Here is a 12,293-nt window from a genome sequence, read left to right on the forward strand (position 1 = left end):
TCCGACGGCCGGCCCGGGGGACGCAGGTCGTCCCCCGGGCCGTGCCGCCTCGGACGGCGGTGCGCGCGGTGCCGTGCCCGCCGGGCGCGCCGTGCCCGTCGTGCGGGCGGTCAGCGCACGACGAGCGCCCGGGGCCACGCCATCGACGCCGTGTGGCTCGTGTCGCCCCGGTAGGCGACGGTGACGAGCGAGGTCCGCGTCGAGACGGGCAGCGTGACCAGCGCACGGCCGTCGGCGCCGAGCGTCCCGCGGGCCGCCAGGCGTCCGTTGACGTGCACCTCGACGGTCCCGGTCGGGGTGAGCCCCGCGTCACCGGTGACCGCGACGTGCACGACCTTGGCGTCGGCCCGGCGCACGTCCCAGTCCGTCCCCGCCGTGCTGACCGTCGGGGTCGCCCGCCGCACGCGGTAGCGCGCGGCGTCGGACACCGAGCCCGCGACCGCCGCGTCACCGAGGTACGCCGCCGTGACCTCGTGCGTGCCGACGGCGACCCCGGCGGGCAGCGGGACCCGGACGCGCGCGTCGTCCGACCCGGCCCGGGCGGGCAGCTCGGCGGTCGCGACGGCGGTCCCGTCGATGCGCACCTCGACGGTCCCGGACGCGCGCCCCGCCTCCGCCGCGACCGTCACGGTCGCGGTCCCCGGGCGGCCGAGGACCGCGGTCGACGGCGCGAGGCGCACCTGGGTCGTGGACGCCGCCCGCTCCGAGAGCCCGATGCCCAGCACCTCCGCGAGCAGCACCACGGAGTCCCCGGCGCGACCGGACATGAGCGCGTGCTCGGCGTCCGCGGTCGACGCCACCGCGTCGGCCGGGAGCCCCGGCCCGCCCGCGGCGACCGCGGCCTGCGCGAGGTCCCGGACCAGCGAGACGACGAGCCCGGCGTCCGTGAACCGGTCGCCCCCGCCGTCGAACGCCGCCGCGGCGGTCGCGAGCAGCCGCACCGCGCGCTCGACGTCGCCGCGCTCGGTCGAGAGCGCGTCGCCGGCCCAGACGTCGGCGTCGAGCACGGCCTGCACCGCCGTCCGGGCCGGCCCGGAGGCGAGCCCGTCCCGCACCTGCTCGAGGCGGGCCCGCGGGGCGTCGGTCCGCACGCCCCAGCCGTACGCGTAGAGCGGCGCGTAGGTCGCGTCGCCGACGTTGACCGGGACCTGGTCGGCGCTCGCCGGCCACGAGACGGGCAGGCGCCCGGTGAACGGACGGGCACCGAACAGCGTGTCGGCGACGCCCGCGCCCTCGGTCCCCGGGAGCCATGACGCGACGAGCCCGTCGATCGCGTCCAGGTGGTCCGTGACGAGCTGCGGGCGGCCTGCGACGACGAGCACGACGCACGGCATCGCGCCGCACACGGTGTCGATCGCGGCGCGGTCCGCGGCGGGCAGCGTGAGGCTGCGGCCGTTGTTGCCGACGTCCCCGATGCCCTCGGCGTACGGCGGCTCCCCGACGACGACCACGCCCACGTCGGAGCCCTCGGTCGGTGCCGACGCGTCCGTGGACCACGTGACCTGCGCGCCCGGCGCGACCTCGCGGATGCCCTCGAGGATCGTCGTGCCCGTCGTGGTGTCGCCCGAGCCGCCCTGCCACGAGATGGACCAGCCGCCCATCTGGTGGCCGAGGTCGTCGGAGTTCGACCCGGCGACGTAGACGCGAGCGTCGGGCGCGAGCGGCAGCACGTCGCCCGCGTTCTTCAGCAGCACCTGCGACGCCGCCGCGGCCTCCCGCGCGACCGCCCGGTTCTCGGCCGAGCCGAGGTCGCCGGTGTGCGTGCGGTCCGCGAGGGGCTGCTCGAACAGCCCGAGCGCGACCTTCTGCGTGAGGATCCGCCGCACGGCGTCGTCGACGCGGGACTGCGCGACCGTGCCGTCGACGACCTTCTCGGTCAGCGCCGTGATGAACGCCCCGTAGTTGTACGGCGCCATCGCCATGTCGAGCCCCGCGTTCACGGACCGCGCCACCTTGTCGGCGTACGTGCCGCCGGGCAGCTTGTCGATGCCCTCCCAGTCGCTGATGAGGAACCCGTCGAAGCCGAGCTCGCCCTTGAGCAGATCGGTGTTGAGCGCGCGGTGCTCGTGCATGCGCAGCGGGCCGTCGCCGGAGTCGACCGCCGAGTACGACGGCATGATCGAGCCCACCCCGGCCTCGAGCGCGGGGACGTACGGGTCGACGTGCAGGCGCCGGAGCTCCGCGTCCGACCCGACGTGCGTGACGCCCTGGTCGATCGGGTACCCGCTGCCCGCGAGCGACGGCTCGTAGCGCGTGCCACCGTCGCCGACCCAGTGCTTCGCGGTCGCGAGCACCTCCGTGGGACCCGACATGTCCGCGGCGTCGGCGCCCTGGAGCCCGACGACGGCCGCGCGGGCCATCGCCGTCACGAGCGCCGGGTCCTCGCCGAACGACTCGTAGCTGCGCCCCCACCGCTCGTCGCGCGTCACGCACAGGCACGGCGAGAACGTCCACGGCACGCCGGTCCCCCGGACCTCGAGCGCCGTGACCTCGCCGGCCCGGCGGACGAGCTCGGGGTCGCGCGCGGCGCCGAGCCCGGAGTTGTGCGGCAGGATCGTCGCGCCGACCACGTTGCTGTGCCCGTGCACGGCGTCCACGCCGTAGACGAGCGGGATCTGCAGGCGGGTCGAGAGCGCCTCGCGCTGGAAGCCGTCGACCATGTCGGCCCAGCCGGACGGGGTGTTGTCGGCCGGGACGGAGCCGCCGCCCGAGAGCAGGGACCCGAGCCCGAGGCTCGCGATCTCGCTGTCGGAGCGCAGCCCGAGCCGCTCGGCCTGCGCCATCTGGCCGACATTCTCCGCGAGCGTCATGCGCCCGAGCAGGTCCTCGACGCGCTCGGCGGCCGGCCGCGACGCGTCGAGGTACGGCGCGCCGGTCGCGTTGAGCACGACGCGCGGCGAGGCCTCGACGTCGGCGCCCTCGGCGGTCAGCGTGACCTCGACGGACCGCGAGTCGTCCTGCCCGGTCGTCGCGAGCGTGCGGACCTCGACCGTGCGCTCGGTGCCCGAGGGTGTCCCGGCGTCGAGGGTGAGCGTCCCGGAGAAGGGCTCGTAGTGCGTGCCGGCCTCGGCGGTGTCGGCCGTCCCCGCGTTCGCGTAGGCGACGGTGACGGGCTCGGGCAGCGGCTCGCCGTCGGTCGTCGTCAGGCGCACCGTGACCTGCCCGACCTCGCCGCGGTCGACGAGCACGACGTCCTGCGTCGCGGCGACCGTCGCGGTCGGCACGGGCGCGGGCGAGCCGTAGAGCTCGACGTCGTCGACGGCCCACGCGACGGGCTCCGCGGTGCCGGGCGCCATCGTGAGCGCGTAGCCCCACGCGGACGTCAGGTCGAGCGTGCCGTTGCGGGTCGCCTCGTCGCCCGGCTGGTAGCCGCCGAGCCGCAGGTCGGTGAACGGGATCTCGACGAGCTTCCAGCGGCTGCCGTCGGGCGACCAGTTGTCCTTGAACGTCGCGGCCCACAGCTCGGCGTGCTCGCCGTCGGGCCCGCCGTCCTTGACCTCGACCTTGATGTCCGCGCCCGCGGTGGGCGAGGCCGGGCGGTTGTCCTGCGAGGCGTACCAGAGGAACCGCAGGCCGCGGAAGCTGCTCCAGTCCTGCGCGGCGGCGAGGTTGTGGCTGTAGCCGCCCCAGCCGCCCGAGGGGATGAGGTACTCGCCCGAGAGCACGTGGTTGCCCGCCGGGGCGCCGTCGCGGTCGCGCTCGGTGACCGCGAGGCTCACCTCCGCACCGTCGGAGCCCCACGTGAAGTGACCGACGGTCCCTCCGGGCTCGGCGACGGGGACGTCGCCCTCGAAGTCCTGGATCGTCGTGACGCGCTGGTAGACCGCGACGTCGTCGAACAGCCAGCTGCCCTCGCCGAGGTCGGTGAGCGTGACCGCGAAGCCCGTCGAGGCAGCGGGGTCGAAGCGCTCGTCGGAGGCCGGGTCGCCCTTGACCCGGAGCTGCGCGAACGGCACGGTCACGCGCCGCCACCCCGCGGCGTCGTCGACGACGGACCGCTCGAACATGCGCCCGCCGCTCTTGAGCTCGTACCGCAGCGTCCCGCCGCCGCCCGTGCCGAGGAACCAGAAGCTGAAGCCGTCGTAGGCGGACCAGTCCGCGGCGGGGCTGAGGTCGTGCGTGAAGCCGAACCAGTCGCCCGGCGCCGGCGTCGCGCCGACGGTGGCGGCGAGCGCGTCGTTGCCCTCGCCCGCCCCCTCGCGCGCCGACTCGACGGTCGTGAGCACCGGGGTGACCGGGGCGCTGATCCCCCACGTCGTGTACCCGGCGGGCACGCCGTCCTCGAAGTCGTCGAGCACCTCGCTCGGGCCGACGTCCGGCAGGTCGCCGTGCGGCGCGATCGTCACCGTGGTGGTCGTCCGGGCGCCGAGCACGAGGCCTGTCGGGTCGCTCAGCGTGAGGTGGAACGTCGTGACGGGCGCGAGCGGGCCGTGGTCGACCGTCGCGACGGTGACCTCCTGCGTCGTCTCGCCCGGGGCGAACGTGAGGACCTCGTCGACGGCCGTGTAGTCGGTCCCGGCGACGGCGGTCCCGCCCCCGGAGGTCACGCGGACGCGCGTCTCGTCGGCGGCGGGGGCGTTCAGCACGACGGGGACGGTCGCGGAGGCGCCGGCGGCGACCGTGGCGGTGGCCCGGCCGACCACGACCGCGGGCTGCTCGGGCGTGCCGTGCACCTCGACCGCGAAGAGCGAGTACCCGTACCAGTGCGGCCCGGCGGGGTCCCAGGTGAACGGCACGCGCTCGAGCATCTGCACGCGCAGGTGCCGCGCGTCGACGGGCGCGGCGAGCGCGATCTCGTCGACGCCGCCGTCGCTCGCGGGCTCGGTGTGCACGGTCGACCAGCTCGCGGGGTCCGCGGGGTCGCCCGTGGCGGCCTGGATCTCGTACGACGCCGCGTGCGCCGCCTCCCAGCGCAGCGTCAGGCCGTCCACCGCGGCCGGGGCGCCGAGGTCGACCGCGAGCCACGCGGTGAAGGGCACGTCCTCGTCGGGCCCGTTGCCGCTCGCCCACCGGGTCGCCGGGTCGCCGTCGACCGCGTTCGAGGCCGGGAACGAGCCGTCGGCGTCGTCCTGCGACTGCGAGGCCGTCGCCGTCCCCGCGATCGCGAGGTCGTCGCCGGCGGCGTGCGCGGGCCCGGCGGTCGCGAGCAGGACCAGCGGGGCGACGAGCGCGAGGGCGGCCGCCGCGGCGGTCGTGCGGCCGACGGACCGTCCGCCGCCGGGCCGCAGGATCGGGCCGGGACGTCGGCGTCGGGGCGGGACGAGGGCAAGGGTCGGACGCGTCACCTGTCACTCCTTCGTGAGGTCGGCCTGCTCAGGGAACCATCGGTACTTACCGGCTGGTAAGTGAAGAACAGGTCACGATTGGGTCACGATGCCCTGGTCGTCCGTCCAGCTGGCCGGCCCCCGTGGAGCGCGCTCGACATGCCGTGCGCGGTCGTCCGACCTAGCCTCGAAGGCACCGACCAGCCCCTCCCGGAGGTCATCCCATGGACGTCACACCCCTGCCCCTCGCCGTCGTGACCGGCGGGTCGAGCGGCATCGGCCTCGAGCTCGTGCGCGAGTTCGCGGAGAACGGCTTCGAGGTGCTCAGCTGCGCCGAGGACGAGACCGGCCTGCAGATCGCCACCCAGATGCTCGTCGCCGACGGGCACCCCGTGCGCTCGGTGACCGCCGACCTCGCGACGCCCGAGGGCGTCGAGCGCCTCCTCGCGGAGATCGGCGGCCGGCCCGTCGACGCGCTCGCGCTCAACGCCGGAGTCGCCAACGGCGGCCCCTTCCTCGAGACCCCGCTCGAGGACGACCTGCGCGTCATCGCGCTCGACGTCGTCTCCGTGGTGCACCTCGCGAAGCGCCTGCTGCCGCGGATGGTCACGCGCGGGGCGGGCCGGGTGCTCGTCACGTCGTCGGTCGCCGCGCGCATGCCGGGGCCGTACTACGCGACCTACGCGGCGTCGAAGGCGTTCGTGCAGAGCTTCACCGAGGCGGTCCGCTACGAGCTCAAGGACACCGGCGTGACGATCACGGCGCTGCTGCCCGGGCCGACGGACACCGACTTCTTCGAGGCCTCGCACATGGAGGACACGCGCGTCGCCGAGCAGAAGAAGGACGACCCGGCCAAGGTCGCGCACGAGGGCTTCGAGGCGCTCATGGCCGGCAAGGACCAGGTCGCGACGAAGTCGCTCAAGACCAAGATGCAGACCGCGATGGGCGCGGTCCTGCCCGACACCGCGAAGTCCGCGGTGCACGCGAAGATGACCGAGCCCCGCCACAGCGACCAGGAGGCCTGAGCATGGCGAACGACGACACGACGAGCCCCGCGGACGAGACCGCGACGACCGGCACCGCGGGCGCACAGGGCTCGGGCACGGCCGCCGACGACGCACCCGGCGTCGGCAGCCCCGAGAAGGACCCGCAGGACTGGGTCACCGGTGACGAGCCGATGACCGGACCGCAGGGCAGCTACCTGTCGACCCTCGCGCGCGAGGCCGGCGAGGAGGTCCCCGACGACCTCACGAAGGCGCAGGCCTCGGAGCTCATCGAGGAGCTGCAGTCGCGCACCGGTCGCGGGCCCGGTCAGGGCGCCTGACCCGCCCCACTCCGCCGACGGGCCGCATCACGGCGACCGGTCGGCGAGCACGGCTCTCGGGCTCGTGCGTCACGCGGAGTCGCGACGCACGAGCCCGACGACGTCCGAGCCGGGACGCAGCGGCGCCTCCCGGCCCTCGAGGCCGTGCACGATCATCTGCGCGATGTGCTCCGCGATCGCCCGGTGGTCGGTCGTGACCGTCGTGAGCGGCGGGTCGGCCACCGCCGCACCGGGGATGTCGTCGAACCCGATGACCGCGAGATCGCCCGGGACCGCGAGACCCGAGCGCCGCACCCCCGTGAGGAGCGCGAGCGCGACGTCGTCGTTGTAGGCGCACACCGCCGTGACGCCCGCGTCCCGCCAGGTCGCGACGGCACCCTTTGCCGCCTCGATGTCGAGCGGCACCGTCAGGACGACCGGGTCGTCGAGCCCGAGGTCGGCGCACGCCGCGCGCACGCCCGCGAGCCGCGGCTCCGCGAAGCCGGCGACGCGGGGGTCGGCCGGGAACGCGTAGCCGAGCCGGCGGTGGCCCGCGGCCGCGAGGTGCTCGGCCTGGAGCCGTCCCGCGCGCTGCTGCGGGATCTCGAGCGCGCCACGCCGGGCGCCCGCTCCCCCGCCGCCCCCCGCGAGCAGCGCGACCGTGACCTGGATGCCCTCGGCCCGCATCGCGGCGAGGTCCTCCTCGTCGGCGTCCTCGAACAGCACGACGGCCGCGGGGCTGACGGAGCGCCAGGCGCCCGCGAGCGCGCGCGACGACCCCGCGCTCGGGTGCGCCAAGAGCGTGAGGCCCTGCTCGGTGAGCGCCGCGGAGAGGTGCTCGAGCGAGGCGCCGACGGCCGGTCCGATGGGCCAGTCCGGCAGCAGGCACAGCACCGTGTCGGAGCGTCCGCGCTGGAGCGTGCGGGCCGCGGCGGACGGTGCGTACTCGAGGCGCGCGACGGCGTCGAGCACCCGCCGGCGGGTCTCCTCGGGGATCTTCTGGTGCGGGGTGTCGTTGAGCACGTAGCTCACGGTCGTGCGTGAGACGCCGGCCTCGCGCGCGACGTCGGCGCTCGTGACCCGGCGGGTCCGGACGGTGGCCATGGCGCCTCCTCGGTGCTCTGCGACGGTCCGGAGCAGGTGCTCACGGGTCCCGGGAACGTGCCCCTGAACTGGCCTGTTGCCAAACCGACATTCCACACCCTACCGTACTGACACGCGCAAGTGACACGTGTCAGTGACACGCATCAGCCCGTTTTTCCGCCATCGCCAGCCGGAGCAGACATGAGCAGCGGAACGCCCCTCCACCCCCTCAGCCCTCCGACGCCCGACAGCCCCGGGCTGTCCGCGTCGGTCGTGACGTCCGGGATCCCGGGCCACGAGAGGCCCGTCCCCACGTCGGAGCACGCGCCACCGACCGAGCCCGTCCGGGCGCCGTTCATGGTGGGCTTCGCGTTCGCGCAGCTCGCCCTGTTCATCGCCCTGCTCGGTCCGGTCATGGTGAGCATGGCCATCAAGGTCATCCGCGTCGTCGGCCCCGAGAACGCCACGACCGCGCAGGGCCTCATCCTCGGCGTGGGCGCGTTCGCCGCACTCCTCGCCAACCCGATCTTCGGGCGGCTGTCCGACCGCACGATGTCGCGGTTCGGCCGACGCCGCCCCTGGATGGTCGGCGGCAGCCTCGCGCTCGCCGCGTGCCTCCTGCTGATCGCGCTGGCCGACAACGTGCCGACGCTCGTCGTCGGCTGGTTCCTCGCTCAGCTCGCCGCCAACGCGTGCTTCGCCGCCTACCTCGCGACCATCGCGGACCAGGTCCCGAAGTCGCAGACCGCGCGCATCAGCGCCCTCGCCGGCGTGATGCAGAACGTCGGCATCCTGGCCTCGATCTGGGTCGCCGGGCTCTTCACCACCGCGATGGTCCCGCTGTTCATGGTGCCCGCCGCGATCGGCGTGCTCGGGATGCTCGTGTTCTCCCTCGTGCTCAAGGACACGCCGCTGACGCACCGCCCCGGTCCGCTCAACCTGCGGGCGTGGGCGAACACCTTCTGGATCGACCCGCGGCAGCACCCCGACTTCGCGTGGGCCTGGTGGTCCCGGTTCCTGCTGACGCTCGGCAGCTTCCTGTTCTCGACGTTCCGGTTCTTCTGGATGAAGGACAACCTGGGCCTGAGCGACAAGCAGGCGACCGACACCATCTTCACCGGCGTGCTCATCTACACCGTCGTGCTCGTGGTCGTCGGGCAGCTCGCCGGGATCGTGTCCGACCGGCTCGCGCGCCGCAAGGTGTTCGTCTTCGCCTCGACGGCCCTGTTCGCCGTCGGGCTCGGCCTGCTCACGCAGGTCACGACCGTCGGCGGGTTCTACCTCGTCGAGGTCCTGCTGGGCGCAGCGTTCGGCATCTACATGGGCGTCGACCTCGCCCTCGTCATCGAGGTGCTGCCGAACCCGGACGACGCCGCCAAGGACCTGGGCGTCTTCAACATCGCCAACGCCGGCCCGCAGTCGGTTGCGCCGTTCCTCGGCGCGCTGCTCATCGCCGGTCCCGCGCTCGACTACGACCGGCTCTACATCGTCGCGGCGCTGCTGGTGTTCGTCGGCGCGCTCGCCATCATCCCCGTCAAGAAGGTGAAGTGATGACCATGTCCCCCGTCTCCACGCAGACCGACGTGCAGGCCCTCGTCCGCACGCTCGACCTGCCCACGAAGGTCCGCCTCCTCACCGGGGCCACGGCGTTCACGCTCGCCCCCGACGAGTCGATCGGGCTCGGCGAGGTCCGGCTGTCCGACGGGCCGACCGGCGTGCGCGGCCTGAAGTTCACGGGCGGCCGCAAAGTCGCCCTGTTCCCGAACGCCACGCTGCTCGCCTCGGCGTGGGACCCGGAGACGACCCGCGAGGTCGGCCGGATGCTCGCCGAGGAGGCGCTCGCGCAGGAGATCCACGTCGTGCTCGGCCCGACGATCAACCTGCACCGCTCGGTCCTCAACGGCCGCGTCTTCGAGGCCTACTCCGAGGACCCGCTGCTCACCGGGCGGCTCGCGGCGTCCTACGTCGACGGCCTGCAGTCCCTGCGCGTCGGCGCGTGCCTCAAGCACCTCGTCGCCAACGAGTCGGAGACGCAGCGCAACACGATGAACAGCGTGGTCGACGAGGCGACGCTGCGGGAGCTGTACCTGCTCCCCTTCGAGATCGCCACGCAGGAGTCCGACCCCTGGTCGATGATGGCCGCCTACAACGACGTCAACGGCGTCGCGGCGACGGAGCAGGACCACGTCATCAACGAGGTCGTCAAGGGCGAGTGGGGCTACACCGGGCTCGTCATGTCCGACTGGTTCGCGACGAAGACCGCCGGCCCCGCGGCCAACGGCGGGCTCGACCTCGTGATGCCGGGACCGGACGGCCCGTGGGGCGACGCGCTCGTCGCCGCGGTGCGCTCGGGCGAGGTCGACGAGGCCGTGGTCGACGGCCACCTCACGCGTCTACTCGTGCTCGCGGACCGCGTCGGGGCGCTCGGCGGGCTGCGCGCGTACCCCGACGAGCTCCCGGCGCTGGACAGCGCGGTGCGCCGCGAGCAGCTCACGCGCCTCGCCGCCCGCGGCATGACGGTCCTGACCAACCGCGACGCCGCGCTCCCGCTCGGCCGCGGGACGTCGGTCGCGCTGATCGGGCGCCACGCGCTCGAGACGATCGACATGGGCGGCGGCTCCGCGCAGGTCAACCCGCCGTACCAGGTCAGCGTCGCGGAGGGCCTCACGGCGCTGCTCGGCGACGCGGTCACCGTGGTCGACGGCGTCGAGGTGCGCGAGCGCTCGGTCGCCGCCCGCCCGGAGTTCGTCACCGACCCGGTCTCGGGCGAGCCGGGCGTGCACATCACGCTCCTCGCGGAGGACGGCACGGTGCTCGACGAGCGCCACTCCGACACCGCGACGACGATGGTCGGCTTCGACGACGACCTGCCGGAGGCCGTGCACACCGTGCGCTTCCAGGCCCGCGTCGCCCAGGCGGGCGCCGCCGAGATCGGCGTCATGGGCGTCGGCAGCTGGGTGCTCACGGTCGGCGACCGGACGCTGCGGCACGTGCTGCGTGCCGGCGGCGGCTTCGCCGAGGAGATGCTGGCGCCCCCAGCCGCGACCGAGGTGCTCGACGTGGACACCGACGCAGTGATCGACGGCGAGGTGATGCTGCGCCCGCCGGCCGCGACGGACGTGCTCGACGTCGTCGCCGGTGTGACCGTCGAGGCGGACGCCGAGCCGATGGCCGGGGTTGGCCTGTTCGGGCTCGTCGCACGCCCGGCGCCGCGGCCCGAGGCCGACGTGATCGCCGACGCGGTGGCCGCCGCACGCACCGCCGACGTGGCGGTCGTCGTCGTGGGCCTGACCGAGGAGCGCGAGACCGAGTCGGTCGACAAGACGACGCTCGCGCTGCCGGGCGCGCAGGACGCGATGGTCAGCGCGGTCGCCGCCGCGGCGCGCCGCACGGTCGTCGTGGTGAACGCCGCGACGCCGGTGCTCATGCCGTGGCTCGACGAGGTCGACGCGGTGCTCTGGGCCGGGCTGCCCGGCCAGGAGGGTGGCCACGCCGTCGCCGCGGCGCTGCTGGGCGACATCGAGCCCGCGGGCCGCCTCGTCACGACGTTCCCGGTAGCGGACGGCGCTGCGCCGGCGTGGTCGGTCACGCCCGTCGACGGCGACCTCCAGTACAGCGAGGGCACCTTCATCGGCTACCGCGGGCACCACGCGGGCCTCGCGCCGGAGCCGGCATTCTGGCTCGGGCACGGTCTCGGGTACGCGACGTGGGACTACGCCGACGTGACGGTCGACGAGACCGGGGCCTCGCCGCGGGTCCACGTGACGGTGACCAACACGGGCACGCGGCCGAGCCGCGAGGTCGTGCAGGTCTACCTCGACCCGCAGACCGCCGACCAGCCCGTGCGGCTCGTCGGCTGGGCGTCCGCGAGCGCCGAGCCGCGCGAGGCGGTGCGCGTCGAGGTCGCGACCGACGCACGGCTGTGGCGGCGCTGGGACACCGCGTCGGGCACGTGGGGCCGGCTCGCCGGGGGCGGGCGCCTGCTCGTCGCCCGCGGACTCGGCGACGTCCGCGCGGAGGTCGCGCTGACCGAGGTCTGAGCCCACCGCCGCCCCTCCGCGGCACCCACGGCGCAGCGTCACCGGGCTCCCCCGGTGGCGCTGCGCCGTCGCGCGGGCCGACCTACAGTCGAAGGACCGACGCCGACGACGAGGAGGCACGATGAGTGACCAGACGTCCGTGGAGCGCGACGCGCTGCCCATCCCGGACTACGACCACCTGCCCGTGACGGGCCTCGGCCACCGCATCCGCTCGCTGAGCGCCGAGCAGCTCGGGACGCTGCTGACGTACGAGCAAACGCACGGCAACCGCCTGCCCGTCGTGCAGGTCTTCCAGGCGCGGCTCACCGAGCTCGAGGACGGCGCCGAGCCGTCGGACGGCGACGCGTCCGGCCTGGCACCCGAGCTCGCCTCCGGTGGCGCGGAGGGTGGCAGCGTCGTGAGCCCGCAGACGCAGGGGCCGAAGATCAACCCGCCGTCGCACGGCGACCCGACCAACCCGGCGCAACCGCGCTGAACCCTCCGCGGGTCGAGCGGCTCGGCGCCACCGGCACCGCACGGACCGCTCACCCGGGACGCACGGCAGGGCCACCACGCACCCCCGCGTGGTGGCCCTGCCGGCTCGGGCCTCGCACACCCCCTGCG

At 74.8% G+C, this 12,293-nt stretch carries 7 protein-coding genes; 5 read left to right on the plus strand and 2 right to left on the minus strand.

Annotation, left to right across the window (positions count from 1 at the left end):
• Window positions 1-110: 110 nt before the first annotated feature.
• Window positions 111-5,285 (minus strand): glycoside hydrolase family 3 N-terminal domain-containing protein, encoded by a 5,175-nt coding sequence (locus tag CCE01nite_RS19835; protein WP_052103745.1) that lies wholly within the window; start codon window positions 5,283-5,285, stop codon window positions 111-113.
• A 203-nt stretch (window positions 5,286-5,488) separates the two neighbouring features.
• On the opposite strand from CCE01nite_RS19835, the gene CCE01nite_RS19840 reads away from it, so the two are divergent.
• Window positions 5,489-6,289 carry an SDR family NAD(P)-dependent oxidoreductase gene (locus tag CCE01nite_RS19840; protein WP_034626779.1) on the plus strand — a complete coding sequence of 267 codons (801 nt, stop codon included), beginning with the start codon at window positions 5,489-5,491 and terminating at the stop codon, window positions 6,287-6,289.
• Complete coding sequence (locus tag CCE01nite_RS19845; protein ID WP_371861063.1) at window positions 6,286-6,588, plus strand: DUF3072 domain-containing protein; 303 nt, start codon at window positions 6,286-6,288, stop codon at window positions 6,586-6,588. Before CCE01nite_RS19840 ends, CCE01nite_RS19845 begins: the two co-directional genes overlap by 4 nt.
• Window positions 6,589-6,657: 69 nt before the next feature.
• Here CCE01nite_RS19845 and CCE01nite_RS19850 read toward each other — a convergent pair whose 3' ends face one another.
• A complete protein-coding gene (locus tag CCE01nite_RS19850; RefSeq protein WP_034626775.1) occupies window positions 6,658-7,671 on the minus strand; it encodes a LacI family DNA-binding transcriptional regulator in 1,014 nt (337 codons plus the stop codon).
• A 180-nt stretch (window positions 7,672-7,851) separates the two neighbouring features.
• Between CCE01nite_RS19850 and CCE01nite_RS19855 the strand changes: the two genes are divergently transcribed.
• The 3 genes from CCE01nite_RS19855 to CCE01nite_RS19865 all read left to right on the plus strand — a co-directional run bounded on the left by CCE01nite_RS19855 (window position 7,852) and on the right by CCE01nite_RS19865 (window position 12,165).
• A complete protein-coding gene (locus CCE01nite_RS19855; RefSeq protein ID WP_034626773.1) occupies window positions 7,852-9,201 on the plus strand; it encodes an MFS transporter in 1,350 nt (449 codons plus the stop codon).
• The gene (locus CCE01nite_RS19860; protein WP_246056775.1) at window positions 9,201-11,690 is read left to right on the plus strand and encodes a glycoside hydrolase family 3 protein; all 2,490 of its coding nucleotides are present in this window, start codon (window positions 9,201-9,203) and stop codon (window positions 11,688-11,690) included. The genes CCE01nite_RS19855 and CCE01nite_RS19860 overlap by 1 nt, the downstream gene beginning before the upstream one ends.
• Window positions 11,691-11,811: 121 nt before the next feature.
• Entirely contained in the window at window positions 11,812-12,165 is a 354-nt protein-coding gene (locus CCE01nite_RS19865; protein WP_034626771.1) for a DUF8129 domain-containing protein, read from the plus strand.
• The last annotated feature ends 128 nt before the right edge of the window (window positions 12,166-12,293 follow it).

The organism is Cellulomonas cellasea (assembly GCF_006538745.1).
Lineage (GTDB): Bacteria > Actinomycetota > Actinomycetes > Actinomycetales > Cellulomonadaceae > Cellulomonas_A > Cellulomonas_A cellasea.

Excerpts from the sequence above, each read along its gene's own strand:
- CCE01nite_RS19840 (WP_034626779.1), top strand. The coding sequence starts at position 5,489 with ATGGACGTCACACCCCTGCCCCTCGCCGTCGTGACCGGCGGGTCGAGC.
- CCE01nite_RS19850 (WP_034626775.1), bottom strand. The coding sequence starts at position 7,671 with ATGGCCACCGTCCGGACCCGCCGGGTCACGAGCGCCGACGTCGCGCGC.
- CCE01nite_RS19855 (WP_034626773.1), top strand. The coding sequence starts at position 7,852 with ATGAGCAGCGGAACGCCCCTCCACCCCCTCAGCCCTCCGACGCCCGAC.
- CCE01nite_RS19860 (WP_246056775.1), top strand. The coding sequence starts at position 9,201 with ATGACCATGTCCCCCGTCTCCACGCAGACCGACGTGCAGGCCCTCGTC.
- CCE01nite_RS19865 (WP_034626771.1), top strand. The coding sequence starts at position 11,812 with ATGAGTGACCAGACGTCCGTGGAGCGCGACGCGCTGCCCATCCCGGAC.